This is a genomic window from Microbacterium sp. UBA3486 (assembly GCF_002377845.1).
Classification (GTDB): domain Bacteria; phylum Actinomycetota; class Actinomycetes; order Actinomycetales; family Microbacteriaceae; genus Microbacterium; species Microbacterium maritypicum_A.
This window is the reverse complement of sequence record NZ_DFQP01000037.1, coordinates 1-24,068: the sequence shown is the minus strand read 5'-3', so window position 1 is coordinate 24,068 and position 24,068 is coordinate 1. Positions and strand designations below refer to the sequence as shown.

The following is a 24,068-nucleotide window of genomic DNA, read 5'->3' as shown; positions in this document are numbered from 1 at the left end:
GGGCAGCCGGCGCGGCCACCACGTGCGTGGCGCGTGCGACACGGCCGGCGACCGCGGCCATGCGCTGCAGGGCGATGCCGGCGACGACGACGGCGGCGCCACCGATCCACAGCAGCGCCGAGCTTCCGGCAGCCAGGAGCTGCCACACGCCGAGCCCGGCGATGACGAGTCCGACGAGGAGAGTGCTGGTCGCGGCGACACGGACACGTCGACGTGCCCGAGCCCGTCGGATGACAGGATCGGCCCTGGTCGCCGCGAGTTGCTCACGAAGGGACTCGAGTTCGGCAGCCTCACGTTCGGACTGCACCCGCTTGGCCAGCTTCTGCTGGGCCAGTGCGGTGCGCGCGTTCAACTCGAAGCGCACCTCGCCGGGAGTCTCGCTCGTCTCGGCGAGCACACGCAGGGCCTGGTTCAGCCGCACCGCGTTGCGTTCAGCGGCGTTGTACTGGAATCGCCCCCGCCACGAAGGCAGCAGATAGAGCATCCAGAGAAGCACGGCGACGAGCACGATCACTCCTCCGCTCAGCACCGGCCCGTCCATACCGACAACGCTAAGGGCTGGAAGCTGGCTGGGCCGTACAGCAAGGCGCGTGTCGCGGCGTGTCCGTCCGGATCAGGACCAGATGACCCTTTTCACTGCGAGTTTCACTGCGAGATGCGGTCGGAGGGGGGCACCGTTGCGGCGTCGGGCGGCACCTGACCGCTGAGCCAGCGTGCGAGCACCCCCTGCGGCACATCTTCCTTGGTCAGGGCGAACGCATAGTGGTCGCGCCAGTCGCCGTCGATGTGGATGTAACGACGACGCAGCCCTTCGTAGCGGAATCCCAGCTTCTGCACGATGCGCAGGCTCGCCGCGTTCTCCGGACGGATGCAGATCTCCATGCGGTGCAGACCGTACTCCGTGAAACACGCATCCGTAGCCATCGCGACGGCGGTCGGGGTGATGCCCCGACCGGCGAATCGTTCGCTCACCCAGTACCCGATCGTCGCCGAGCACAGCGAGCCACGAGAGACACCCCACACGTTGAGCTGCCCTGCGATCTCACCGTCGTACTCCATGACGAACGGATAGCCGGAACCGTCGCGGTACTGCTGGAGCAGTCGTCGGATGCTGAGCCGCATGTCGAAAGACACCGCCCCGTACGGCACAGTGGCTTCCCACGGCTGGAGCCACGACCTGTTGGCGAGCAACTCGTGCTGCAGCGGTCGAGCGTCCTTTGCACGGACGAGCCGCAGTTCGATGGGGCCGTGTCGCATTCCCGCCGCCAGATCCATGCTGCACCGACGCCCGCAGAGCCGCCTAGAGGCGTTCCGCGAACTCCTTGAGCCAGGGACGCAGCTCGGGACCGAGGTCGTCGCGGTCGGCCGCGAGCTGCACGATGGCCTTGATGTAGTCGACACGGTCTCCCGTGTCGTAGCGACGTCCGCCGAAGATGACGCCGACGACGCCGGGGCCGTCGGGATCGGTCGCCATGGCCTGCAGGGCGTCGGTGAGCTGGATCTCGCCGCCCTTGCCGGGCTCGGTGTGCTCGAGGATCTCGAACACCGAGGCCGGAAGCACGTAGCGGCCGATGATGGCCAGGTTGGAGGGAGCGTCCTCCTGCGCGGGCTTCTCGACGAGCCCGGTCACCCGGACGGCGTCGGAGCCTTCGAGGGGTTCGACCGCAGCTGCACCGTACATGTGGATGTTGGCAGGATCGACCTCCATGAGAGCGATCACGGCAGCGCCCGAGCGCTCGTGCTCGGCGATCATGTCGGTGAGGAGCGGGTCGCGCTCGTCGATGAGGTCATCTCCGAGGAGCACGGCGAAAGAGCTGTCGCCGACGTGGGTGCGCGCACGGAGCACGGCGTGACCGAGCCCCTTCGGCTCGCCCTGGCGGACGAAGTGGATGTCGGCGAGGTCGCTCGACTTCATGACGCGTTCGAGACGGCCCGTGTCGCCCTTCTCCATGAGCTTCACCTCGAGTTCCGGAACGGAGTCGAAGTGGTTGGAGATGGCGTTCTTGTTCCGGCCGATGATGACGAGGATGTCGTCGATTCCCGCGTCCGCCGCCTCTTCGACCACGTACTGGATCGCCGGCTTGTCCACGACGGGCAGCATCTCCTTCGGCATCGCCTTGGTGGCAGGAAGGAATCGTGTCCCCAGCCCTGCCGCGGGAATGACTGCTTTGATCTTGTGGTCGCCCATCCCCTCAGCCTAGTGGTGAGCGCCCGCGTAGACTCTGAGCCATGTCGAACGACGTCGAACATGCGAAGCGTGCGCTCCGCGCCGAACTCCGCGAACGACGCCAGCTCCTGTCCGATACGCAACGCGAGACCGCGGCGACCGCGATCGGCGAGCGCCTGGACGCGCTGATCGATGAGCTCGGTGCGCAGTCCATCTCCTGCTTCCTCTCCACCACGACCGAGCCGGGCACCCGCGACTTCGTGACCAGGGCGGTGCGCCGTGGCATCCGCGTCCTCCTGCCCGTCACGCGCGCCGACGGACTGCTGGACTGGGCGGTCGCGACCGACGACGACGACGTCACCGAGGGACTGTTCGGTCTGCCCGAACCCACCGGCGAGGTGCTGGGCCCGATAGCCGTCAACGACGTCGACCTCATGATCGTCCCCGCTGCCGCGGTCGATCGCACCGGGATGCGCATGGGCTGGGGACGCGGCTACTTCGACAAGACCATCGGCTCGATGGAGAAGTGCCCGCCCGTCTATGCCGTGATCTATGATTCCGAGGTACTCGACGAACTTCCGCGCGAGGTGCACGACCAGCCCGTGGACGGCGTCGTGACCCCGTCGCAGACCCTCACCCTGTCGCCGCGGCGACGCTGATCGCAAGGACCCCCATGCCCACCTACGCCTATGCCTGCACCTCGTGCGGACACAAGTTCGACGCCGTGCAGAGCTTCGCCGACGACGCTCTCACCGTGTGCCCCGAATGCGGTGGCGCGCTGCGCAAGCAGTACGGCTCGATCGGCGTGACCTTCAACGGCTCCGGCTTCTATCGCACGGACTCGCGCGCCAAATCCGGTGGATCGAAGGATGGTTCGGCATCATCGAAGACGGAATCGACGACGAGCGCCAAACCGGCGGCCGCGTCGACTCCGGCCTCTTCCTGAGGCCCCGATCTGTTGGGGGATCCCATGCTCAAAGGTTTCAAGGACTTCCTGCTCCGCGGCAACGTCATCGACCTGGCCGTCGCTGTCGTCATCGGTACGGCTTTCACCGCGATCGTCACGGCCGTCGTGAACAGCATCATCAACCCGCTCATCGCGCTCTTCCTGAAGGCGGATGCCGCCGGTCAGTTCGGCATCCCCGTGACGAACATCTACGGCGAGACCGTCACGTTCCCCATCGGCGAGCTGATCTCGGCGATCATCAGCTTCCTCGCCGTCGCCGCCGTCGTCTACTTCGTCTTCGTGCTGCCGATGAACACGTTCAAGGCCCGCGTCGAGGCCCGCAAGGGTACTCCGGCTGAGGAGCCCGAGGAGGAGCCGGCCGCCTCGACCGAGTCCGAGCTGCTCGTCGAGATCCGCGACCTGCTCAAAGCACAGCGCGGGGCCTGACCGCCTCCGCTCGCACCCGAGACGCACGGTCCTCTTCGGAGGGCCGTGCGTTTCTGGTTCCGTGGCCCGGACGACCGGACCGGCGTTCAGCGACAGCACTGGCCCGTCATCCGGCGACTCCGTTCTTCCGGCGCCTCAGTAGTGCGGCGGCACATCCTGGATCAGCTGGTCGTCGTTCGGCCCCTTGGCGCCCTTCGGCCGCGACCGCGGAGGCACTTCGGCGGGGCCGGACTCCGGTGCCGGGTCGCTCCCCGGCACCGGGGTCAGGCGGGCACGCCGTGAACCGGTGACCCGCACCACGCGCTGGCGCGGCGTCGGGGTGTCGGACTCGTCAGTCATCGCGGGTGTCGGCGATGTCGATCGGCTGCGTGTCGTTCTCCGCACGCGGCGTCGACTCCGAGATGCCGAGAACCGCGGCGATCCGCGTCGCGGCGGTCACGGGGTCGCTGTAGAGATCGAAGGCGTGCACACGCACATAGTGCCAGCCCAGGCGACGCAGCACGTGTGGTCGCAACCGCAGTGTCTCCCGCAGAGACTCGCCCCGTGTCTCCGGGTCGGACTCGATCACGACCGCCTTGCCACCGTGCTGGGCCACCAGCGGCAGCAATCCGCGATAGTCGACGTCCACCGAGGCGCCCAGACGCCGCAGCTCCCGCGCGAGGGCGAGGGTGAGAGGATCGGCGAGGTCTTCCAGGCGCGCGTCTCGGCTGCGGGCGGCCAGTCCGCCGAGGATCGACATCAGCGTCGCCGCTCCATGCTCCAGGCGTCCGTCGTCGAAGGAGGAGGGACGGATCGAGGAGACGAGCACCATCGAGCGGCGCGCGCGCGTCATCCCGACAGTGAGGAGTCGCTCTCCGTCGGGAGTGGAGAGATCGCCGAAGTCGCTCAGCACCCGACCGTGCTTGGTGAGTCCGAAGCCGAGCGAGAAGATGACGCGGTCACGGCTCTCGGCGACCGACTCCTCGAGCGTCAGCACCGCGAACGGCTCGACCGTGTCGCGTCCGACGAAGTCCGCGACGTCGGAGCGCCCGGCGAACGCCGCGGTGACGGCGGCGCGTACGCGCTCGGCATGGCGCGCGCTCGCGGTCACGACCATGAGCGATTCGGCAGGACGATGCACGGCGTGCTCGACCACGAGCGTCACGACCCTCGCCACTTCGGCGTCCGGACTCTCGACGGCGCCGGAGATCGGGTCCGGTGTTCCCGTGCCGCCCTCCACGTAGTCGACCGTGAGGCTGCCGCGACCGAGATACGAGCCCGCCCAGGGAAGCGACACGATCTCGCCGCCGTAGAACGCGTCGTTGATGAGCTCCGCGAGGTCTTCGCCGCCCGCACGGTAGCTGCGGGTGAGCGTCATCACCGGCAGGAGCTCGGAGAGCCGCTCGAAGGCCGAGACGTCGTCGAACGGCACCTCGGCCTCCCACGACTCCTCCGGGTCCACCGCGATGCGGAACGGCGTAGGACGCTGCGTCACCGGGTCGCCGAACGCGACGATCTGGCGCGCGCGCCGGATCGCCGGGGCGGCCTCTGCGAGGTTGATCGCTGCGGCATCGACCAGGATCACCGTGTCGAACTCCACCGAGTCGGGAATCTCCGGCACCAGGTACGGCGACGAGATCCAGACCGGGGCGAGCACGTCGACAAGGGTGGGCGCGGCGCTGACGACCTGCGCGGTCGTGGTCGCCGACTGCGTCAGCGCACGGCGCAGGTGCTGCGACTGCTGCGGCTCGTCGACGATCGCGATCCGCCACTGGTTGGCCAGCTGCCAGGCGAGCAGCGGTCCGGCCATGGCGGCATGCGCCTCATCGACCAGCCGGAAGTCGCGTTCGAGCCGATCGACGACTGCGGTGTTCGCGCCGAGGAGGGCGCGGTTGTCCTGCAACGCGCGCTCGAGGAGGGACTGCCACCACGCGAACTCGAGCTCTTCACCCACCTGGGACTCGGAGACATGGCGCACGGAGAGCTCGGCGAGCAGCGGCTCCAGCCCGAGCAGAGCGAGTCGGTCGCGCAACTGGGCGCGTTCGACGAGGTTCTCGAAGACATCGGACTTGGCGGCCAGCCCCGCGAGCGTGCGCACGAGTCGCGCCACCGGGAGCGACGCCAACGGCTCGCGTCGTCCGAGTGCGGCGTCGAGCTCGGCGAGCTCGGCCTCCACCCGCTGCCAGGCCACGTACACGTCGGCGAGACCGAGGGGGATCTCGGGCGCGACACCCGCCTCGACGCACCGCTGCCACTGCGTGCGCTGCGCCTGGATGCGCAGCAGCGCCTCGTGCATCTCGGTGACGTGCACGCCCGGACGGACGTACTCCTTCGCGAGACGCCGCAGCCGACGTCTGTTCGCCCCGGACAGCCCGGGAGCGTCGCGGCGTGAACCGTGGGCCTGGATGAGCTCGCCCAGCGGACGCTCGAACACCGTCGGGCTGAATCGGTCCAGCGAGTCGCGGATCCCCTGCAGCAGACGCAGGTACTCACCCAGTTCGTCGATGGTCGAGAACGGCCGCATGTGCGTCTGAGCGATCAGCTCGTAGCCGCGCTCGAGAAGGGCGGGAACACTGTTCGCGTGCAGTCGACCGGCGAGCTCATGGGCGGCACGAGCGGCCTCGGTGCTGGAGAAGGTGACGCCGTACCACGGCGAGTCGTTCGGGCCGAAGCGGAACTCCCCGAGACGGGCCGCCTGGGCGAGCGCCTCGGCGGCCTCGGTGCGATCGGCGGCGAGTCGACGCAGGGCATCGGGGCCGAGTCGAGCAGTGGTCGACGGCGGCACGGGAAGCGACGCCAGCCGTGTCAGCTGACGGGTGGCGTCGAGCACCGAGGCGTCCAGGCCGGCGACGGGTGCGCTGAGCGCCTGACGGTAGTCGCGCAGGACGGTCCGCAGACGCACGAGTGCATCGTCGACCTCGCTGACCTTGGGCGCCGTGGCCTTCTCATTGCGTCCGATGGCCCTGACCAGATCGCGCCGCACGCTCGCCGGCGAGATCGCCAGGCTGTCGAGGCCGATCCCGGCGAGTCGGTGACGCACCCCGTCCAAGGTGGAGCGCCGCGCGGAGACGACGAGCACGCGCTTGCCGCCGCGCACCAGTTCACCCAGCGCATTGATCACGGTCTGGGTCCCCCCGGTTCCGGGAAGGGTCGCGACGGTGAGGGAATGCCCTGCCGCGATACGGGCCAGCACTGCTTCCTGCTCCGCGTCCGCATCCAGGAGGAGGTTGTCCGAGGCCGGTGCGCGATCATCCGGGCCGATGTGATGCGGGATGGCTCGCGGAGCGGTGACGCGCTCGCGGTCTCCCACGTGACCGGCCAGGGCGTTCAGCACCGGATGATCGAGGCTGCCCCCGTCCCGGGACATCAGTCCTGACACATCGGCGAACGTCGAGACCACCAGACGCGGTTCGACCGAGAACGTGTCGATCGAACGCGTCATCGCGCGCAGACTGTCGATCACGGGTTGCGGCTTGAAGATGCCGCCGTCGTAGGCCAACGCGGCGAGCGCAGTGGCATCGATCGTGAGGCCGAAGTGATCGCGAGCGATCCGCACGAGTTCGGGATTCACCTCGAAGGTGCCCTGCAGCTTCAACTCGAAATCGGAGTGGTGGCGGCGGATCGCCAACGGACGCAGCAGCACGGGGGCCGCGAAATCCGCTCCCCCGATGCGCCACCGGGCGACTCCGACGGCGAGGTGCACGGCTTCGATCCCGCGGACGGTACGGAGCTCGGTGTTCTTCGCGGTGATGCGCTCCGCGGCGAGTCGAGCGGTCCGCAGCCCGACCTCGTCGCGGAAGAGATTCGAGAGGAGAGTCGACTTGCCGGTGATGAACTGCGGCAAGCTCCCCGGGTGCGCCTTGGAGATGTCGATGCCCGACTCCGTGCTGTCACGGAAGCTCACGAGCGGCGAAGGGCCACCGAGGTCGGCTGCCTCGGCCCTCAGACGCGTCCGCTCGGCCTCTGCGGCGTGTGCGATGTCGAGGCCTGTCGTGGTTCCGTGCAGATCGCTGATCGACACAGCAGCATCCACCGCTGTGTCGTCCGCAGACTTGTCTTCACGTCGCCACACACTGACACCCTAGGCGTGCGACCTGCGGAGACGGGGTATCCCAGGCGGGTTTCCGCCGAATTTCCGCCGATTCTGCGCTACGTAGGGGGTGGCGCACTTCTCCTGCCCGATGTGAACCCGGGTCGCGTTCTCCACTCGGAACGTCAAGCATGCGGTTCCGCGTCGAGCCGAGCGGACAGGATGGGGGCATGACGTTCCGCTACGACTTCGCCCCGACGCCGTTCGGGGATGCTCTCGCGGTGTTCTCCGACGAGGGCATCGTGCGATTCGACCTCTCCGAGTCCGAAGACCCGCGCGTGCCCTGGCTACTCGAAGGCGTGTCCCATCAGTTGAGAGCAGTGCCAGAGCCCGACCCCGGAGCCGCCGACGAACTCGCTCATCTCCTGTCCGACTACTTCGACGGCGAGCCGGTGCGTTTCGACAGGCACATCCGCCTCGACTGGCGGCTCGTCGACGGGTTCGCCCTCGCCGCGCTGCAGACCATCTGCAGCATCGAGTGGGGCCAGACCATGAGCTACGGGGAGGTGGCGATCCTCGCGGGTCACCCCGGGGCTGCGCGCGCCGTCGGCACCGCGTGCCGCATCACCCCCTTCTCGATCATCGTGCCGGTGCATCGGGTGGTGCGCTCCGACGGCAGCGCAGGGCAGTACGGAGCGCACCCCGATCGCAAGCGGTTCCTGCTCGACCTCGAGGCGCACTGAGGTCGGCAGGCGACGTCGTGGACCCGGCGAGTAGGCCGCCGGGTCCACACGCTTCCCCTGGGAGGCGATGGATCCGACGCCGTCCGCGACGACGACGGTGACGATGACACGGGTGATATCGTCGACGCTACGAAACGGGGAACAGCGTCACCCCGGAAGTAGGTAGTCGTGTCCTCACCCGTCACCCGCGAATCCGAGGCGGATCTCGTCGCGAACGCCGTGCGCGAGCTCGCCAGGCGGACGCGCTTCCCCGTCGCGTTCGGCGGTCTCATCGAAGAAGGCGTCGTGAGCGTCACGAGCATCGTCGGTGCGCGCACGCGGTCGCTGGACGGGCTCCGGGTGCGACCCGAGCGCGGGCTCGGCGGGCGGGCCATGATGGAGCTCCGCCCCCGGATGACGAGCGACTACGGGTCGTCACAGCAGATCACGCACGACTACGACGTGTTCGTGCTCGGCGAGGGCCTGCGCACCCTCCTCGCGCTGCCGATCGTGGTCCACGGCCGTTCCCGCGGAGTGCTGTACGCCGGCGGATGGGATGAGGAGCGGGTGGGCGGTGTGACCACGGCACCCGCCATGCAGGTCGCGCAGGCCGTCGCCGATGAGCTGCGCATCCGCGACGAGGTGCAGCGCCGTCTGCAGGAGACCACGCGCGGCGACGAGGTCGTGGCGCCGGCACAGCGCGAGGAGCTGAGGCAGAGCTTCGCAGAGCTGCGGAGCATCGCCGCCTCCGTGGAAGACGCGGATGTCCGCGACCGGATCGCGCAGGTCGAACGACGCCTTATGACCCTCGCCGGTGACGTCGCATCACCCGCGACGAGCCCCATCCCCACCGTCCACCTGTCTCCGCGAGAGACCGATGTGCTCGCATGCGCGGCTCTCGGTTCGACGAATGCCGAGATCGCCGCGCAGCTCGGTCTGCGCGAGGGGACCGTCAAGGCCTACCTCGGCACGGCGATGTCGAAACTCGACGCCTCGACTCGCCATGCCGCCGTGGCGAGGGCTCGCCGCGCCGGACTTCTCCCCTGACCACACAGAATTGATTTATTGCGTATTGCGCGTCCACATTACCGCGGCTCGCTATTCGCAACTTGTCGCATTTCCTCGGAGCGAGTAAAGTCGCGATCATGGCGAGAAGAATTGTGCATCAGCTGGTCGACGACATCGATGGCAGCGTCCTGGAAGTGGGCGAAGGCGAGACGGTGCATTTCTCGCTCAACGGCACGGCATACGAGATCGATCTGAATGCCGCGCATGCGGAAGAATTGCGTTCGGCGTTGGCGCCTTATGTGACAGCAGGCCGAAAGGCCGGCTCATCGAATTCTCCGCGCGCGACATCGACTCGCAAGCGACCTGCACGAAACCCTGAGGTCGCGGCCATCCGCGCGTGGGCGAACGAGAACGGACACAAGCTCTCCGAGCGTGGCCGCATTCCCGCGCAGATCGTCGACGCGTACAACGCGGCGCACTGATCGCAGACCGAGATCGTCGAGTTCCCCTGCTGAAGCGGGGGAACTTTACGCCCCTTCCTGCACCCAGGCTTCGTCGCGGAGCGTGATCTCTTCCGTCATATCCGTGAGGAATCGGATCACGGTTTCCCTTTCAGCGGGAGTGAGACGGGCGGCAGAATAGAAGCGCTTCGCCTGCTGACGACCGACCGTCTCCATGGCTGCATGTCGCGTCTCCGCGGTGATGGTGATCTCCAGTGCCCTGCGATCGGTGGGGTGAGGGGCACGCGTGATGTGGCCTCCCTGCTCCAGACGATCGAGGAGCTTCGTGGTCGCCGCGGTCGAGACACCGAGGTGGTGCGCGATTCCCCCCGGCGTCGCCACCAGGTTCCGGTTCGCGCACACGATCAGATAGTGCAACGCACGCATGTCCGTCTCATTCAGACGCATGTATCGACGTGACGCCTGGGACAGCGCCTGCTCGGCTTCGCGCAGTCCGGCGAGCGACTCCATCACCCGGGCGATCTGCTTCAACTCCTCCGGCGGAACACCGCTTCGATCGATCAGGACGCTGCGGGGATCACTTGCCTCGACGTCGTAGATCGCCGAATGGACGAGCCCGTCAGGCGTATCCGCGGACGTTCGCGATCCGCCGTCGCCGACGGGGAGCGAATCCTGCGCGCCCGCGTGCGGGCTGGTGCCGGGCTCCGTGGTCATGCGATCATGTTACACACCAACAGTTTCATGCTAAGTTGACTACTCACCAAGTTAGCTAAATATGAACGCTCGAGATCTGGGAGATGCCATGGACGACGTGACCCTCCTCGCCGAAGACGGGACAGCTCTCGGCACGCTCCCGAAGAGCGAAGTCCACACGAGAGACACTCCCCTGCATCTCGCCTTCTCCTGCTATGTCCTCGACAGGGAGGGGCGGCTGCTCCTCACTCGTCGAGCGCTCGCGAAGAAGACGTGGCCGGGCGTCTGGACGAACAGCTTCTGTGGTCATCCACGACCGGACGAGACGATGGACGAGGCCGTGCGCCGACATGGCGTCGGCGAGCTCGGCATCCACCTCACCGAGATCCGCATGGCACTCCCCGACTACCGCTATCGGGCGGTGGATGCGAGTGGCATCGTCGAGAACGAGATCTGCCCCGTGCACGTCACGATCCTCGACGGCGACCCGGCCGCCAATCCCGATGAGGTGTCGGAATGGATCTGGGTCGAAGTCGATTCGCTGATCGAGGCTGTCACGCATGCACCCTTCGCGTTCAGCCCCTGGCTCGTGGAGCAGCTGCCGCAGCTGCGACAACTCGGCGAGGTGTGACGCATGAGCGTGACGACGACCGAGGAATCGCTCGCGACGCGGATCGAGGAGGCGCTGCGTCATCGATTCTCCGAGAGGAGCGCCGCCGCAGAGCGGTACGGGAACGAGTTCGTGGGGCTGTGGCGGGCCGCGGAGGAGCACGCCCTCGGCGGAAAGCTCATCCGCCCCCGGCTCCTCCTGGATCTGACGCACGCGTTGGCCCCCGCTCCCCTGAACGCCGACGAGACGCGCACGGCCATCGATGTCGCAGCCCATGTCGAGCTTCTCCACTTCGCCTTCCTGCTGCACGACGATGTCATCGACGGCGATCTGATGCGACGACGGCGTCCCAATCTGATCGGTGCGCTCGTCGCCGAGCACGCGGCGCGACCGACCGAAGCCGCCCTGCACTGGGCCCGATCGAGCGCGATCCTGCTCGGAGACCTGCTCCTGTCTTCGGCGGTGCTGGGCTTCGCCCGAGCGGACGTGATGCCCGAAGCCCGCGATCGTCTGCTCGGCCTGCTCGAACAGACCATCTTCGAGACGGTGGCCGGCGAGCACGCCGACGTCGCCCTCAGCGACGGCATCATCGCCCCCGACCTGCGCACGATCCTCTCCACGAGCGCGTACAAGACGTCGACATACTCCTTCGTGCTCCCGCTGCGCGCTGCAGCGGTGCTCGCCGACTCGTCGACTGCGACCGAGGAGTATCTCGCCATGATCGGGTTGCACCTCGGCCTCGCCTATCAGCTGCAGGATGACCTGCTCTCCGTGTTCGGAGACCCGGAAGAGCACGGCAAGGACCCGTTCTCGGATCTACGCGAAGGCAAGGAGACCGCGATCATCGCCTACGCTCGCATGACAAGCCAGTGGGACGACATCGAACTGCACTTCGGAAGACCGGATCTCAGCCCGACCGACGGTGCCGATGCCCGTGATCGACTGCGCGAATGCGGCTCGGAGACCTTCGTCCGAGGCTTGGTGCAGGAGCATCTCGACGCCACGGACGCCGCACTCCTCGAAGCGGAAGCCGATGGTCTGCCCCCGGCGGCCGGACAGGTACTGCGAACCCTCGCCTCCCGAGTCGGAAGTCGCAGCCGATGAACGCGGACGCGGCCGATCGTCGGGACAGCACCGCCCTCCGGCGCTTCAACCGCACGGCGGAGATCGCGACGACCGATGTCATCCGCAGCTATTCGACGTCGTTCGGACTCGCGACCCGTCTTCTCGGACGCCGTCATCGCCAGCACGTCCGAAACATCTACGCGATGGTGCGCATCGCCGATGAGATCGTCGACGGCGTCGCCGCCGAAGCTGGTCTGGACGTGACCGCGCAATCCGCCGCGCTCGACTCCTACATCGCGGAGACGCATCGTTCGATGCGCAGCGGCTACAGCAGCGATCTCATCCTGCATGCGTTCGCGCGGACCGCGCGCGAGTGCGGGATCGGCGAGGACCTGACGCAGCCGTTCTTCGACTCGATGCGCGCAGACATCGACGAAGACGCCGGCTTCGCCGCCTATGACGTCGAAGCCCACGCGGCGTACGTCTACGGCTCCGCCGAAGTCGTCGGTCTCATGTGCCTGCAGGTGTTCCTCCGGAATACCGAACGCGCGCCCGAAGACCTCGCGACGCTGCGGCACGGCGCCCGTCAGCTCGGTGCGGCCTTCCAGAACGTGAACTTCCTGCGCGACCTCGCCGATGACACCGACCGCCTGCACCGCGGCTACCTCGGCGGCGCTGCGCGTCTGACCGATGCCGACCGGGACGCGTGGGTGCAGACCGTGTTCCGGCAACTGGCCGACGCGCGTGACGCTATCCCCCTGCTGCCGAAGGACGCCCGCGCGGCGGTGCGCAGCGCCCTGGCTCTGTTCGCCGCTCTGACCCGCCGTGTGGCACAGACCCCCGCCGACGTCCTCTACCGACGCCGGGTACGCGTTCCGGATCCGATCAAAGCCGCTCTCGCCGCTCGGTCCGTGCTCGTCACAGCGATGGAGCGGGACCGATGAGCCGGGTTGTGGTGATCGGTGCCGGAGTCGCCGGTCTCGCGACCGCGGGACTGCTCGCCCGGGACGGGCACGAGGTCGTGATCCTCGAGAAGAACGATCGCGTCGGCGGCCGCGCCGGGACGATCGAACGCGACGGCTTCCGTTTCGACTCCGGGCCGTCCTGGTATCTGATGCCCGAGGTCTTCGACCACTTCTTCGAGATGATGGGCACCACGACCGATGCGCAGCTCGATCTCATCCCCCTCGATCCGGGATACCGGGTGTTCCGCGACCCGGATGCGGTCGGTGGCGGATCCGGTCCCGTGACCGTCCCCGCAGGACGCGATCAGGTCACTGGACTCTTCGAAGCACTGGAGCCCGGCTCCACGGCGACGCTGGACGCCTACCTCGACTCCGCGCAGCATGCCGGAGCGATGGCGCAGAAGTACTTCCTCTACAACCCCTTCACGCGCATGCGTTCGCTCCTCGCCCCCGAGGTCCTCCGAGCACTGCCGCGCCTCTCCGCCCTGCTCGGAACACGCCTGCAGTCCTTCGCGGCCCGGCGCTTCACGCACCCCGTGGTCCGACAGATCCTGGGCTATCCCGCGGTGTTCCTCGGCACCGACCCGCGAAGCGCGCCGGCGATGTACCACCTGATGAGCGCCCTCGATCTCGACCAGGGAGTCAGCTATCCGCAGGGCGGCTTCTGGCGGGTGATCGAGCGGATCGAGGCGCTGGCGCGCGACGCGGGGGTCCGCATCGAGACCGGGGCGGAAGTCACCGGAATCCGCACCCAGGACGGCGGCGACGGTACCTACGTGACCGGCGTGGGCTGGGTCGACGCCTCCGGCTCCACGCACACGGAGAGCGCCGATGTGGTGGTCTCGGCGGCCGATCTGCACCACACGGAGACGGCGCTGCTTCCCCCCTCGCTGCAGACCTACCCCGAGTCGTGGTGGGCACGGCGCACCAGCGGACCGGGCGGAATCCTCGTGATGCTCGGGGTTCGCGGCACACTCCCCGAGCTGCCGCACCACTCCCTGTTCTTCACCGACGACTGGGACGCGAACTTCGATGCGATCTTCGGTGCCACGCCGACCGTTCCCGAGCCGGCATCGATCTACGTGTGCCGGCCGAGCGCAACGGATCCCGACGTGGCCCCTGCCGGCAGCGAGAACCTGTTCGTGCTGATCCCGGTCCCGGCGGACGTCGATCTCGGACACGGCGGACCCGACGGAGCGGGATCGCCCGAGATCGAGCGCGCCGCGGATGCGGCGATCGATCAGATCGCGGCGTGGGCGGGGATCCCCGACCTCCGCGAACGCATCGTCGTGCGCGAGACGACCGGTCCCGCAGACTTCCGCGACGACTATCACTCCTGGCGCGGAGGAATGCTGGGGCCGGCGCACATCCTCTCGCAGAGCGCGATGTTCCGCGCGCAGAACGCTTCTCGGCGCGTGCAGGGCCTGTTCTACGCCGGGGCCACCACCGCGCCCGGCGTCGGTGTCCCGATGTGCCTGATCAGTGCGGAGATCGTCCTCAAGCGCGTCCGCGGCGACCACTCCCCCGGCCCGCTCCCCGTTCCCGGCTCTTCCGCTGCCATGACGGAGGCGCCCTGATGGGCGCCGTGTATCTGGCGGCCCTCCTCCTGTCGCTGAGCTGCATGCTGCTGCTGGATTGGCGGTTCCGCCTCTTCTTCTGGCGCGACGCGGTGTCGGCCGCGGTCGTCACGGCCGTCGGCCTCGTCTTCTTCCTGCTCTGGGACGTGGCGGGCATCGCCAACGGGATCTTCTTCCGGGGCGAGGGCGCGATCGCGTCGGGTCTGCTCCTGGCCCCCGAGCTTCCCATCGAGGAACCCGTGTTCCTGGTGTTCCTCGTGGTGTGCACCATGGTGATCTACACCGGATCCGCCCGGGTCATCTCCCGACGCCGAGCGCGGCGGCGCGACGAGGCGGAGGCATCATGACCTACCTCCAGCTCTCCGCCTGCTTCGTGGCTGTCGCCACGTTGGGCGGAATCGGGCTCGCGCTCGCCTCCCGCACGCGCGGCCCGCGCCCGATCGCCGTGCTGCTGACCGTGGTCGTGCTGTTCGTGCTCACCGCGGCGTTCGATACCGCGATGATCGCGAGCGGCCTGTTCCACTATGCGCAGGACCCGCTGCTCGGCCTGCACGTCGGCCTGGCTCCGATCGAGGACTTCGCCTATCCGCTCGCGGGGGCGCTGCTCCTCCCGGCCCTGTGGACCGCGATGCGTGCCCGGCGGCGGGCGCACGATAGTCGACCGATCGATGAGGAGACTTCACGATGAGCACCGCCGCAGCTCCGCCGAGCAGCATCGGACGAGACATCGCCCAGATCATCCTGTCGTCGCGTCCGATCAGCTGGATCAACACCGCCTTCCCCTTCGCCGCCGCCTACCTCCTCAGCACCCGCGAGATCGATCTGACATTCGTGATCGGCACGCTGTACTTCCTTGTCCCTTACAACCTCGCGATGTACGGGATCAACGATGTCTTCGACTATGCCTCCGATCTGGCGAACCCGCGCAAGGGCGGCATCGAAGGGGCTCTCCTCGCCCCTCGCATCCATCGAGCGACGCTGTGGACGGCCGCGGCGACCAACATCCCTTTCCTGGTCTACCTCGTCGTGGTGGGAAACCCGGCGTCGTGGCTCTGGCTGACGGTCAGCGTATTCGCGGTCATCGCCTACTCCGCGCCGGTCCTCCGATTCAAGGAGCGCCCGTTCCTGGATTCCGTCACCTCCAGTACGCACTTCGTGAGCCCCGCCATCGTCGGACTCGCCCTGGCCGAGGCGCCCGTGACCGTCGGCGCGGCGATCACGCTCGGTGCCTTCTTCCTGTGGGGCATGGCCGCCCACGCCTTCGGAGCCGTGCAGGACATCGGCCCTGACCGGGAAGCCGGGATCTCGTCGATCGCGACGGTCATCGGCGCACGCGCGACGGTGCGACTGTCGGTGTCGCTGTGGGTGATCGCGGGGGCGGCGATGCTGCTGACCCCCTGGCCGGGCACGCTCGCCGCCGCCCTCGCGCTGCCCTACATCGTCAACGCGGCGCCGTGGTGGAACGTGACCGACGAGACCTCCGCCTCCACGAACCGCGCCTGGCGACGTTTCATCGCCCTGAACTACTTCGCCGGCTTCCTCGCGACGATGATCCTCATCCTCGCCTGGATCTCCTGACCCCCAGCTCCGCCCGAAAGGAATCCGATGTCCCGCCCCGATGCCACGCCGACCCCGCCCGCGAGGGAGCGTTCACGACGACACTCCTGGGCGCGGATCTTCCTCCCCGTGGCGCTGATCCTCGTGTGGCTGGTGGGTGCCTCACTCGGAGGGCCCCTGTTCGGCAAGGTCGACGAGGTGTCCTCCAACGAGCAGACGACCTACCTCCCCGAATCGGCGGATGCCACCCAGGTGCAGAAGCTCCTCGGGGAGTTCAACGACAGCGACTCCATCCCGGCGATCGCCGTGTTCACGTCCGACGACGCGCTCACGGCGTCGGAGATCGACGCGATCTCCGACGCCGTCGCGAATGCGCCGAAGGTGGAAGGCGTCGGCGACGAGGTCTCTCCGGCGCTCCCCTCCGATGACGGGCAGGCGGTGCAGGCGTTCATCCCGATCGACGCCGATGCCGAGCTCGCGGACGTGACGACGGCCCTCGGCGAGGAACTGCGCGACGCGGTCCCCAGCGGGGTCACCGTGTACATCACAGGACCCGCCGGCTTCAGCGCCGACCTGGTAGCCGGTTTCGCCGGCATCGACGGGCTGCTCCTCGGCGTCGCCCTCCTCGCGGTCCTCGTCATCCTGGTGCTGGTCTACCGATCGTTCCTCCTGCCACTCGTCGTGCTGTCGACGAGCCTGTTCGCCCTCTGCGTCGCTCTGCTCGTGGTGTGGTGGCTGGCGAAGTTCGAGGTGCTGCTGCTCAGCGGTCAGACACAGGGGATCCTCTTCATCCTCGTGATCGGCGCCGCCACCGATTACGCGCTGCTGTTCGTCGCGCGTTTCCGAGAGGAGCTGCGCATCGCGCAGGACAAGGGAACGGCGGTCATGGCGGCATGGAAGGGCTCGGTCGAACCGATCGTCGCCTCGGGCGGCACCGTGATCGCCGGACTCCTCTGTCTGCTGCTCAGCGATCTGAAGTCGAACAGCACCCTGGGGCCGGTCGCGGCGATCGGCATCGTGTTCGCGATGCTCTCGGCTCTCACCCTGTTGCCGTCGCTGCTGCTGCTCTTCGGCCGCGCGGTGTTCTGGCCGCGACGCCCCCGCTTCGAACCGGAGGTCGTCGCCGCCGAGCACGGCATGCGCACGACGGGCCTGTGGGCACGTCTCGCCGGCCTCATCAAGCGCCGCCCACGGGTGATCTGGATCGTGACGACGCTCGTGCTCCTGGCCGGGGCGGCGGGCATCACCCAGCTCGACGCCGATGGCGTGCCGCAGTCCGACCTGGTGCTCGGCGCGTCGGAGGCCCGTGACGGACAGGTCGCGCTCGGCGAGCACTTCCCCGGTGGATCCGGAAGCCCCGTATACGTGGTGGTAAAGGAGGATCGGCTGCAGGATGCGGCTGACGTCCTGCTCGCTAACGACGGTGTCGACGGGGTCTCCGTGACGGCCGCCGATTCGCCCAGCGGCAGCGCCCCCGTCACCGAGGACGGCATCTCGGCGATCGGAGCACCCGGCACGCCCGCACCCGAGCCGACGACGGTCGACGGAGAGGTGCTCCTGCAGGGCACCCTGACCGATGCCGCCGACTCCGCCGCCGCCGCGTCGACCGTGCGCGAGCTGCGTAGCGAGCTCGACGGCATGGGCGCGCTCGTGGGCGGTGTCACGGCCACGTCGATCGACACGAACGATGCATCGATCCACGACCGGAACCTCATCATCCCGGTGATCCTCGTGGTGATCATGTTCATTCTGATGCTGCTGCTGCGGTCGATCCTCGCGCCGGTGCTGCTGATCCTCACGACGGTGCTTTCCTTCGGCACGGCGATGGGGGTCTCGGCCCTCGTCTTCAACGGGATCTTCGCGTTCCCTGGCGCGGACCCCGCGGTTCCGCTCTTCGGGTTCGTGTTCCTCGTCGCGCTCGGCATCGACTACAACATCTTCCTCATGACGCGCGTCCGTGAGGAATCGAAGGCGCACGGGACTCGGGAGGGCATCCTGCGTGGGCTCTCGATCACGGGCGGGGTGATCACCTCGGCGGGTCTCGTCCTCGCCGCGACCTTCGCCGCACTGTCGGTGATCCCGATCCTCTTCCTCGTCCAGCTGGCCTTCATCGTGGCCTTCGGCGTGCTCCTCGACACCTTCGTCGTCCGCTCGCTGCTGGTTCCCGCCCTGACCTACGACATCGGCAAGGCCATCTGGTGGCCGTCGAAGCTGTGGCGGCGCGGGGAGGACTGAGACGTGGCGGCGTGCATCCGGTCGCTTAGACTGGGTGCGCGCCCTCGTAGCTCAGGGGATAGAGCAGCCCTCTCCTAAAGGGCAGGTCGCAGGTTCGAATCCTGTCGCGGGCACGATGTAGAAGAGGGGCCATCCGAAGGGTGGCCCCTCTTCGGCGTCTCAGGCGGCGAGCGCCAGGTAGGGCTCCCACCGTGGATCGCTGCGTTCGGTCCCCCGCACCGTCCAGGCGGTGCCGTGCGGAGGACGCGGAGTGAAGCGCAACTGCCAGCGCATCTCCTGCGGTGTGCGATCGCTCTTGACGTTGTTGCAACGGAGGCAGCAGGCGACAAGGTTCTCCCAGGAGTCCGCTCCCCCGCGCGAACGCGGCAGCACGTGATCGATCGTCGATGCCGCCTTGCCGCAGTAACCGCAGCGGTGGTTGTCGCGGCGCAGCACACCGCGACGCGTGACCGGCACCCGCCTGCTCGTCGGAACGCGCACATAACGCGCCAGGATGATGACCGCCGGGCGATCGTAGACGCCGTGGGTGCCCCAGACGGGGTCTTCCTCCACACGTTCGATCACGGTCGCCTTGTCGTTCATCACCAGCACCAGGGCTCGTTTGAACGACACGATCGCGAGCGGTTCGTATCCGGCATTCAGGACCAGTGTGCGCATTCGTCATCCTCTCGATCCGCCGGGACGGCTTCCCGGCACTCTCGACTCACACGAGGTCGTGCAGGAGGCAGATCGAACGCGGGGACGAAAAAAGGCGCCGTCTAAAGACAGCGCCTTTCGCGCACGGCAACGCCGTGGCATCCCTGCGGGCTATGCAGAAGGACGTGACGACCGAGGGCATCCATGGTTCGGATGGTCGGTATTCGCTCCATCAGCCTCTCCCACCTGTACGACAACGGGATCAGGCTAACCCATCCCCCTGGGTGCAGGGCGAAACGGCGGGTGAATGGAAAGAGGCGTGTCCGGAAATCAGCCGGCGTTGACGGAGAGCCAGGACATCGGCTCGACGAGTCCGCCGTTGATCCAGACCTCGAAGTGGAGATGGTTCGCGGTCGAGCGACCAGTGCTGCCGACGTAGCCGATCAACTGTCCGGCCGAGACCGTCTGGCCGACCTGTACCTGACGCGAGCCGTAGAGCATGTGGCCGTACGTGGTCTGCAGTCGCTGCCCACCGACGACGCTGTCGAGCATCACGGCCACGCCGTAGCCCCCGATGCTCTCTGCGGAGGCGCGGACCACACCGGCGGCAGCCGCATAGATCGGGGTTCCGGCCGGGGCGAGCATGTCGGCACCGTTGTGCCCACCGCCCACGGTACGGCTGACGTTCCACGATCCCATCGGAAGCGGATAGCGCACCTCACCCGATCCCGGCGACGTGAGCGCGTAGCCCGCGGTGTTGAAGCGGGATGAGGAGGTCGATGCGGTGGAAGCGGCAGCAGCAGCGGCACGAGCGGCAGCGGCTTCCTCCGCCTTCTTCTTCGCGATCTCCTCGGGGGTCGTCGCGCTGAACGTGCCGCGAGCGAGCGGCGCCGCGGTGGCCTGGGAGGCGACGACGAGAGATTGTGCGTCGACGGCAGCGAGCTGCTGCACGGTCGTCGGCGCAGCCTCGCTCGGCTTCGACGAGGCGAAAGCCGGCAGGGCGATGCCGGCGACGAGTGCACCGACGGCCCCGAAGATGGCGATGGATCGGAGTGGCTTGACGACCTTGCGAGCACTCACCCGGGCGCCGGGGCGGCGGGCGGGTACGCGGTCTTCAGATGTCTTCTTCGCGGGCGGTTCGATGTCTGCGGCCAAAACTTGGTCCTCCTGGGCCCTCACGCTGTTCGGGTCAGCGCTGGCTCGTCGGCACTCTGCTCTCGTGGCACGAATGTAGCTCGGGTACTTTGTGCGTTCCTGCCGTGAAGACGACGAGCCTGGAAGGCGATCTTCGCGGGTTCATCTCCAGCGGGCTTCTTCGCTGGCGACTTGACCGAGGTTACCGGAAGATAACGATCATGTCACCCTGGGAAACTGGCAATCCTCGCAGAAGCCCGCGACGCCCCGTCTGCGTGGCGGTGTCGCACCCGGATTCCTCGCGGGATCAGGCCGGTTCGCCCACCAGGAAGATGTGCGACGCCAGCTCCACCGGGAGCTCGAGGCCGTCTTCCTTGCCATCCATCTGGATGAGCACGTAGCCCTCGCTGAAGCGGAAGTCGCCGTGTGCTCCGGGAACGACTCCCGCATCGCGCAACTGCTCGAGAAGTTCGGGGTCGACCTGGGCGGGCTCGGCGAGACGACGGACCGTGCCCTCGACCGGTTCCCCCGCCGCATTGAGACGCTGGACGAGACCGATGACCCCCTCGTCGAAGGTGCGCGCCGGCACGTCGCCGAGCTGGTCGAGACCGGGGATCGGGTTGCCGTACGGCGATTCCGTCGGGTGTCCGAGCAACTCGACCAGGCGACGTTCCACCTGCTCGCTCATCACGTGCTCCCACCGGCAGGCCTCTTCATGCACGAACGCCCAGTCGAGCCCGATCACGTCGGAGAGCAGACGCTCGGCGAGACGGTGCTTGCGCATCACGTCGACCGCCTTGCGACGGCCGGCGTCGGTGAGCTCGAGCGTGCGGTCTTCCGAGACGATGACGAGCCCGTCGCGCTCCATCCGACCGACGGTCTGCGACACGGTCGGTCCCGAATGGCCGAGGCGCTCGGAGATGCGCGCGCGCAGCGGCACGATGTTCTCCTCCTCGAGTTCGAGGATGGTGCGGAGGTACATCTCCGTGGTGTCGATCAGGTCGGTCATGTGCGGGCCCTCCGAGGTTCTTAGGCAAGCCTACATTCCCGGACCGACATCGGACTCGCCGCGGTCCGGAGACATGCCGGGCGCCCCCTAGAATCGACGCATGGCGATCGAGATTCCCCGTGACCTCCTGCCCATCGACGGCCGCTTCGGCTGCGGTCCCTCGAAGGTGCGCCCTGCGCAGCTCGAGGCCCTGGTCACGTCGGGAGCCTCGATCCTGGGGACATCCCATCGACAGGCACCCGTGAAGAACCTCGTCGGCAGCATCCGCGAGCAGCTCGCCGCTCTGTTCCGCGTTCCCGAGGGATACGAGATCATCCTGGGCAACGGCGGATCGACGGCCTTCTGGGACGCTGCGGCCTTCGGCCTCATCGAGCAGCGCAGCCAGAACCTCGTCTTCGGCGAGTTCGGCGGGAAGTTCGCCGCCTCCGCAGGCGCCCCCTGGCTCGAGGCGCCCGACGTGCGCAAGGCCGAGCCCGGCTCGCTCACCGTCGCCGAGGTGGTGGAGGGCGTGGATGTGTACGCCTGGCCGCACAACGAGACCTCGACCGGCGTCGCCGCTCCGATCCAGCGCATCGCCGCCGACGGCGCTCTGACCGTCATCGATGCGACGAGTGCCGCGGGAGGCATCGACTTCGACGCCGCTCAGGCCGACGTGTACTACTTCGCGCCGCAGAAGAACCTCGGCTCCGACGGCGGCCTGTGGTTCGCCGCGGTCTCGCCGGCTGCCGTCGAGCGCATCGAGCGCATCGCGGCATCGGGTCGCTACATCCCGGAGTTCCTGAGCCTGAAGAACGCGGTCGACAACTCGCGCCTCAACCAGACGCTGAACACCCCCGCACTCACGACCCTGCACCTCCTCGACAACCAGCTCCGCTGGATCCTCGACAACGGCGGGCTCGGCTGGGCGGCTGCACGCACCTCCGAGTCGTCTTCGGTGCTGTACGACTGGGCCGAGGCGTCTTCGGTCGCCACGCCCTTCGTCACGGACGCGTCGCACCGCTCCCCCGTGGTCGCGACGATCGACTTCGACGACAGCATCGACGCCGCGGCGATCGCCAAGGCCCTCCGCGCCAACGGCATCGTCGACACCGAGCCGTATCGGAAGCTCGGGCGCAACCAGCTGCGGGTGGCGACGTTCGTCTCGATCGAGCCGGATGACGTGCGCCAGCTGACCCGATCGATCGAGTATGTCCTGGAGAACCTGGGCGCCTGAGCGCCCGGGGTCACTCCTCCTCGTCGACCTCGCCGGCGTCCTCATCGAGGGCGTCGGCGTCGTCGTCGAGGTCTTCGTCTTCCGACTCTCCGTCGTCGGACTCCTCGTCGTCGGCGGCGCCCTCATCGAGTTCGTCGATGTCGACGCCGTCCAGGTCGCCGGCGTGCAGGATGTCGGCCTCACCGTCGTCATCGTCATCGTCATCGTCGAGGTCGTCGTCCTCGAGGACACCGTCCTCGTCGGCGTCGAGCGCTTCTTCGCCGGCGGCATCGTCCCCGGCGGCCGCGGCCGCCTCGGCGAGTTCGACCTGATGCGCGCGGTACTCGGCGAGACGCTCGGCCCACGGCACCCACTCCGGGGCCAGGAGAGCGCCGTCACCGGGAAGGAGCTCGACTTCGAGTACCGTCGGTTCCTCGCCTTCGACGCGAGCGACGGTCACCGTCCAGTACCACCCCGGGTAGCCGGCGAGTCGGTTCTCGAAGCGCAGCGATACCGACCCGTCGTCCTCGGCGAGATATCCGGCGGCGGGGCCGACGGTGGACGCCGGAGTGATCTCGGCCAGCGCGGCCAGCGCGAGATCATGGGCGTCGAGGAGACGCGCGTCGGCGTCAGGCTTCGAGGTCATCAGCGACCTTGCGCAGGACGGCCGCGATCTTGCGACCCTGAGCGGAGGAGGGGTAGCGTCCACGGCGCAGATCCCCGCCGATGCCGTCGAGGAGCTTCACGAGGTCCTCGACGATGATGGCCATGTCGTCGGCCGGCTTGCGCTTGGCCTTCGAGAGGCTGGGCGGCGCTTCGAGCACACGTACCGACAGCGCCTGCAGCCCGCGCTTGCCGTCGGCCACGCCGAACTCCACGCGCGCACCGGCCTTCACCGCGGTGCCGGCAGGCATCGCGGAGGCGTGCAGGAAGACGTCCTGGCCGTCATCGCTGGCGATGAAGCCGAAACCCTTGTCTTCGTCGTAGAACCTGACCTTGCCGGTGGGCATGGGAGAACCTCGCTGAGATCGATATGCAGAACAGTGGACGCGCTCGTGCGCGTACGCCCAGCCTACCGGTCGCGGCGCGCGCAGAGCAGAAGCCTCAGTGCGAGTAGGCTGATGCGGATGAGCACGCAGAACTCGGAACCGGAGGTTCCCATCCGCCGGCTGGATCGCATCCTGGCGTTCACCGCGCTCGGAATCGCCGCAGCGTCGGTGGTGTGCTTCTTCGCGATCATCATCGGCACGGCGCTCGGGATGGGGCAGGCCGCATTCGGCGAGGGCATCTGGCCCGTGATCGCCGCGATCCCCTATTGGGGACTGCCGGTGGCGTTCCTCATGATCATCACGCTCCTGACGATGAGCTTCATCCGGAAGGGCCGCGCGTCGTCGCGTTCCTGAGGCCACGCCCATGAGCACTCACGCGCGACCGCTGGCCGATTGGCTGGCGGCGGCGCGCGACGAAGACCTCCTCCGCCTCTTCGCGGCACGGGCCGTGCGCGCCGATGCCGCGTGGCACGACTTCTTCGACGCCGCCGAGGCACTGCTCGATCCCGCATCGCTGTCGCGTGTCCTGCCCGCGCTCACGGCATCCGAGGCGCGCGCGTTGCTCGACGCCGCGTCCGGCGGCGAC

The 24,068-nt window shown here is 68.1% G+C and carries 26 protein-coding genes, 1 tRNA gene and 2 pseudogenes; 18 read left to right on the top strand and 11 right to left on the bottom strand.

What is annotated here, in order from left to right:
• From B2869_RS04770 to galU, 3 genes and pseudogenes are all read right to left on the bottom strand, one after another.
• Positions 1-541, bottom strand: a pseudogene (locus tag B2869_RS04770) (hypothetical protein); the annotation flags it as partial.
• Positions 542-645: 104 nt separating this feature from the next.
• Positions 646-1,257 (bottom strand): GNAT family N-acetyltransferase, encoded by a 612-nt coding sequence (locus B2869_RS04765; protein ID WP_292763308.1) that lies wholly within the window; start codon positions 1,255-1,257, stop codon positions 646-648.
• 43 nt (positions 1,258-1,300) lie between these two features.
• Positions 1,301-2,188 (bottom strand): UTP--glucose-1-phosphate uridylyltransferase GalU, encoded by an 888-nt coding sequence (gene galU, locus B2869_RS04760; RefSeq protein WP_292763306.1) that lies wholly within the window; start codon positions 2,186-2,188, stop codon positions 1,301-1,303.
• Between the two features lie 41 nt (positions 2,189-2,229).
• On the opposite strand from galU, the gene B2869_RS04755 reads away from it, so the two are divergent.
• From B2869_RS04755 to mscL, 3 genes are read left to right on the top strand one after another with little or no spacing between them, the layout of a single operon-like run.
• A complete protein-coding gene (locus B2869_RS04755; protein WP_292763304.1) occupies positions 2,230-2,826 on the top strand; it encodes a 5-formyltetrahydrofolate cyclo-ligase in 597 nt (198 codons plus the stop codon).
• Between the two features lie 14 nt (positions 2,827-2,840).
• Positions 2,841-3,113 (top strand): FmdB family zinc ribbon protein, encoded by a 273-nt coding sequence (locus B2869_RS04750; protein ID WP_021199989.1) that lies wholly within the window; start codon positions 2,841-2,843, stop codon positions 3,111-3,113.
• A gap of 24 nt (positions 3,114-3,137) precedes the next feature.
• Complete coding sequence (mscL, locus tag B2869_RS04745; protein ID WP_021199990.1) at positions 3,138-3,560, top strand: large conductance mechanosensitive channel protein MscL; 423 nt, start codon at positions 3,138-3,140, stop codon at positions 3,558-3,560.
• A 135-nt stretch (positions 3,561-3,695) separates the two neighbouring features.
• Here mscL and B2869_RS04740 read toward each other — a convergent pair whose 3' ends face one another.
• Positions 3,696-3,899, bottom strand: coding sequence for a hypothetical protein (locus B2869_RS04740; protein WP_029258650.1), 204 nt, complete (start codon positions 3,897-3,899; stop codon positions 3,696-3,698).
• A complete protein-coding gene (locus B2869_RS04735) occupies positions 3,892-7,560 on the bottom strand; it encodes an AAA family ATPase (protein ID WP_292763314.1) in 3,669 nt (1,222 codons plus the stop codon). Before B2869_RS04735 ends, B2869_RS04740 begins: the two co-directional genes overlap by 8 nt.
• 239 nt (positions 7,561-7,799) lie before the next feature.
• Between B2869_RS04735 and B2869_RS04730 the strand changes: the two genes are divergently transcribed.
• The 3 genes from B2869_RS04730 (at position 7,800) to B2869_RS04720 (ending at position 9,781) form a co-directional block, all read left to right on the top strand.
• Positions 7,800-8,312: a methylated-DNA--[protein]-cysteine S-methyltransferase gene (locus tag B2869_RS04730; RefSeq protein ID WP_292763299.1), complete on the top strand. Its 513-nt coding sequence runs from the start codon at positions 7,800-7,802 to the stop codon at positions 8,310-8,312.
• A 168-nt stretch (positions 8,313-8,480) separates the two neighbouring features.
• On the top strand, positions 8,481-9,338 hold the full coding sequence (locus B2869_RS04725) for a LuxR C-terminal-related transcriptional regulator (protein ID WP_029258652.1): 858 nt from the start codon (positions 8,481-8,483) through the stop codon (positions 9,336-9,338).
• A gap of 98 nt (positions 9,339-9,436) precedes the next feature.
• On the top strand, positions 9,437-9,781 hold the full coding sequence (locus tag B2869_RS04720; RefSeq protein WP_029267189.1) for a histone-like nucleoid-structuring protein Lsr2: 345 nt from the start codon (positions 9,437-9,439) through the stop codon (positions 9,779-9,781).
• Between the two features lie 45 nt (positions 9,782-9,826).
• Here the strand turns inward: B2869_RS04720 and B2869_RS04715 are convergent, their stop codons facing one another.
• A complete protein-coding gene (locus B2869_RS04715; RefSeq protein ID WP_081860086.1) occupies positions 9,827-10,474 on the bottom strand; it encodes a MarR family winged helix-turn-helix transcriptional regulator in 648 nt (215 codons plus the stop codon).
• Between the two features lie 88 nt (positions 10,475-10,562).
• Between B2869_RS04715 and idi the strand changes: the two genes are divergently transcribed.
• The 9 genes from idi to B2869_RS04670 all read left to right on the top strand — a co-directional run bounded on the left by idi (position 10,563) and on the right by B2869_RS04670 (position 18,575).
• Positions 10,563-11,084, top strand: a complete 522-nt coding sequence (gene idi / locus B2869_RS04710) for an isopentenyl-diphosphate Delta-isomerase (RefSeq protein ID WP_029258655.1) — start codon at positions 10,563-10,565, stop codon at positions 11,082-11,084.
• A 3-nt stretch (positions 11,085-11,087) separates the two neighbouring features.
• Positions 11,088-12,167, top strand: coding sequence for a polyprenyl synthetase family protein (locus B2869_RS04705; RefSeq protein ID WP_292763295.1), 1,080 nt, complete (start codon positions 11,088-11,090; stop codon positions 12,165-12,167).
• Positions 12,164-13,072, top strand: coding sequence for a phytoene/squalene synthase family protein (locus B2869_RS04700; RefSeq protein ID WP_136024161.1), 909 nt, complete (start codon positions 12,164-12,166; stop codon positions 13,070-13,072). The genes B2869_RS04705 and B2869_RS04700 overlap by 4 nt, the downstream gene beginning before the upstream one ends.
• A complete protein-coding gene (gene crtI / locus B2869_RS04695; RefSeq protein WP_292763292.1) occupies positions 13,069-14,670 on the top strand; it encodes a phytoene desaturase family protein in 1,602 nt (533 codons plus the stop codon). Before B2869_RS04700 ends, crtI begins: the two co-directional genes overlap by 4 nt.
• Positions 14,670-15,017: a lycopene cyclase domain-containing protein gene (locus B2869_RS04690; protein ID WP_292763290.1), complete on the top strand. Its 348-nt coding sequence runs from the start codon at positions 14,670-14,672 to the stop codon at positions 15,015-15,017. Before crtI ends, B2869_RS04690 begins: the two co-directional genes overlap by 1 nt.
• Entirely contained in the window at positions 15,014-15,358 is a 345-nt protein-coding gene (locus tag B2869_RS04685) for a lycopene cyclase domain-containing protein (protein WP_292763288.1), read from the top strand. The genes B2869_RS04690 and B2869_RS04685 overlap by 4 nt, the downstream gene beginning before the upstream one ends.
• Positions 15,355-16,248: a prenyltransferase gene (locus tag B2869_RS04680; RefSeq protein WP_292763286.1), complete on the top strand. Its 894-nt coding sequence runs from the start codon at positions 15,355-15,357 to the stop codon at positions 16,246-16,248. The genes B2869_RS04685 and B2869_RS04680 overlap by 4 nt, the downstream gene beginning before the upstream one ends.
• 27 nt (positions 16,249-16,275) lie before the next feature.
• Positions 16,276-18,462, top strand: a complete 2,187-nt coding sequence (locus B2869_RS04675; protein WP_292763284.1) for an MMPL family transporter — start codon at positions 16,276-16,278, stop codon at positions 18,460-18,462.
• 40 nt (positions 18,463-18,502) lie between these two features.
• Positions 18,503-18,575, top strand: a tRNA-Arg gene (locus B2869_RS04670).
• Positions 18,576-18,621: 46 nt separating this feature from the next.
• On the opposite strand, the gene B2869_RS04665 is transcribed toward B2869_RS04670, so the two are convergent.
• The 3 genes from B2869_RS04665 to B2869_RS04655 all read right to left on the bottom strand — a co-directional run bounded on the left by B2869_RS04665 (position 18,622) and on the right by B2869_RS04655 (position 21,241).
• Entirely contained in the window at positions 18,622-19,119 is a 498-nt protein-coding gene (locus B2869_RS04665; protein WP_029258662.1) for an HNH endonuclease, read from the bottom strand.
• 309 nt (positions 19,120-19,428) lie between these two features.
• Positions 19,429-20,253 (bottom strand): M23 family metallopeptidase, encoded by an 825-nt coding sequence (locus B2869_RS04660; RefSeq protein ID WP_292763280.1) that lies wholly within the window; start codon positions 20,251-20,253, stop codon positions 19,429-19,431.
• Positions 20,254-20,539: 286 nt separating this feature from the next.
• Positions 20,540-21,241, bottom strand: coding sequence for a metal-dependent transcriptional regulator (locus B2869_RS04655; protein ID WP_021200007.1), 702 nt, complete (start codon positions 21,239-21,241; stop codon positions 20,540-20,542).
• Between the two features lie 100 nt (positions 21,242-21,341).
• Here B2869_RS04655 and serC point away from each other — a divergent pair, with 100 nt between their 5' ends.
• Entirely contained in the window at positions 21,342-22,454 is a 1,113-nt protein-coding gene (gene serC / locus B2869_RS04650; RefSeq protein WP_292763277.1) for a phosphoserine transaminase, read from the top strand.
• 10 nt (positions 22,455-22,464) lie between these two features.
• Here the strand turns inward: serC and B2869_RS04645 are convergent, their stop codons facing one another.
• Together B2869_RS04645 and B2869_RS04640 are read right to left on the bottom strand one after the other, a co-directional pair.
• Positions 22,465-23,079, bottom strand: a complete 615-nt coding sequence (locus B2869_RS04645; protein WP_292763275.1) for a DUF3027 domain-containing protein — start codon at positions 23,077-23,079, stop codon at positions 22,465-22,467.
• Positions 23,063-23,443 carry a cold-shock protein gene (locus tag B2869_RS04640; RefSeq protein WP_021200010.1) on the bottom strand — a complete coding sequence of 127 codons (381 nt, stop codon included), beginning with the start codon at positions 23,441-23,443 and terminating at the stop codon, positions 23,063-23,065. The genes B2869_RS04645 and B2869_RS04640 overlap by 17 nt, the downstream gene beginning before the upstream one ends.
• A 117-nt stretch (positions 23,444-23,560) precedes the next feature.
• Between B2869_RS04640 and B2869_RS04635 the strand changes: the two genes are divergently transcribed.
• Both B2869_RS04635 and B2869_RS04630 read left to right on the top strand, forming a co-directional pair.
• On the top strand, positions 23,561-23,836 hold the full coding sequence (locus tag B2869_RS04635) for a hypothetical protein (RefSeq protein ID WP_021200011.1): 276 nt from the start codon (positions 23,561-23,563) through the stop codon (positions 23,834-23,836).
• A 10-nt stretch (positions 23,837-23,846) separates the two neighbouring features.
• Positions 23,847-24,068: pseudogene (locus tag B2869_RS04630) on the top strand (hypothetical protein); the annotation flags it as partial.

What these genes read in the sequence shown, in the direction of transcription:
- idi (WP_029258655.1), top strand. Translation starts at nt 10,563, where the DNA reads ATGGACGACGTGACCCTCCTCGCCGAAGACGGGACAGCTCTCGGCACG.
- galU (WP_292763306.1), bottom strand. Translation starts at nt 2,188, where the DNA reads ATGGGCGACCACAAGATCAAAGCAGTCATTCCCGCGGCAGGGCTGGGG.
- B2869_RS04635 (WP_021200011.1), top strand. Translation starts at nt 23,561, where the DNA reads ATGAGCACGCAGAACTCGGAACCGGAGGTTCCCATCCGCCGGCTGGAT.
- serC (WP_292763277.1), top strand. Translation starts at nt 21,342, where the DNA reads ATGGCGATCGAGATTCCCCGTGACCTCCTGCCCATCGACGGCCGCTTC.
- crtI (WP_292763292.1), top strand. Translation starts at nt 13,069, where the DNA reads ATGAGCCGGGTTGTGGTGATCGGTGCCGGAGTCGCCGGTCTCGCGACC.
- B2869_RS04680 (WP_292763286.1), top strand. Translation starts at nt 15,355, where the DNA reads ATGAGCACCGCCGCAGCTCCGCCGAGCAGCATCGGACGAGACATCGCC.
- B2869_RS04750 (WP_021199989.1), top strand. Translation starts at nt 2,841, where the DNA reads ATGCCCACCTACGCCTATGCCTGCACCTCGTGCGGACACAAGTTCGAC.
- B2869_RS04740 (WP_029258650.1), bottom strand. Translation starts at nt 3,899, where the DNA reads ATGACTGACGAGTCCGACACCCCGACGCCGCGCCAGCGCGTGGTGCGG.
- B2869_RS04685 (WP_292763288.1), top strand. Translation starts at nt 15,014, where the DNA reads ATGACCTACCTCCAGCTCTCCGCCTGCTTCGTGGCTGTCGCCACGTTG.
- B2869_RS04765 (WP_292763308.1), bottom strand. Translation starts at nt 1,257, where the DNA reads ATGCGACACGGCCCCATCGAACTGCGGCTCGTCCGTGCAAAGGACGCT.
- B2869_RS04715 (WP_081860086.1), bottom strand. Translation starts at nt 10,474, where the DNA reads ATGACCACGGAGCCCGGCACCAGCCCGCACGCGGGCGCGCAGGATTCG.
- B2869_RS04720 (WP_029267189.1), top strand. Translation starts at nt 9,437, where the DNA reads ATGGCGAGAAGAATTGTGCATCAGCTGGTCGACGACATCGATGGCAGC.
- B2869_RS04705 (WP_292763295.1), top strand. Translation starts at nt 11,088, where the DNA reads ATGAGCGTGACGACGACCGAGGAATCGCTCGCGACGCGGATCGAGGAG.
- B2869_RS04655 (WP_021200007.1), bottom strand. Translation starts at nt 21,241, where the DNA reads ATGACCGACCTGATCGACACCACGGAGATGTACCTCCGCACCATCCTC.
- B2869_RS04755 (WP_292763304.1), top strand. Translation starts at nt 2,230, where the DNA reads ATGTCGAACGACGTCGAACATGCGAAGCGTGCGCTCCGCGCCGAACTC.
- B2869_RS04665 (WP_029258662.1), bottom strand. Translation starts at nt 19,119, where the DNA reads ATGCGCACACTGGTCCTGAATGCCGGATACGAACCGCTCGCGATCGTG.
- B2869_RS04675 (WP_292763284.1), top strand. Translation starts at nt 16,276, where the DNA reads ATGTCCCGCCCCGATGCCACGCCGACCCCGCCCGCGAGGGAGCGTTCA.
- B2869_RS04730 (WP_292763299.1), top strand. Translation starts at nt 7,800, where the DNA reads ATGACGTTCCGCTACGACTTCGCCCCGACGCCGTTCGGGGATGCTCTC.
- mscL (WP_021199990.1), top strand. Translation starts at nt 3,138, where the DNA reads ATGCTCAAAGGTTTCAAGGACTTCCTGCTCCGCGGCAACGTCATCGAC.
- B2869_RS04700 (WP_136024161.1), top strand. Translation starts at nt 12,164, where the DNA reads ATGAACGCGGACGCGGCCGATCGTCGGGACAGCACCGCCCTCCGGCGC.
- B2869_RS04640 (WP_021200010.1), bottom strand. Translation starts at nt 23,443, where the DNA reads ATGCCCACCGGCAAGGTCAGGTTCTACGACGAAGACAAGGGTTTCGGC.
- B2869_RS04690 (WP_292763290.1), top strand. Translation starts at nt 14,670, where the DNA reads ATGGGCGCCGTGTATCTGGCGGCCCTCCTCCTGTCGCTGAGCTGCATG.
- B2869_RS04645 (WP_292763275.1), bottom strand. Translation starts at nt 23,079, where the DNA reads ATGACCTCGAAGCCTGACGCCGACGCGCGTCTCCTCGACGCCCATGAT.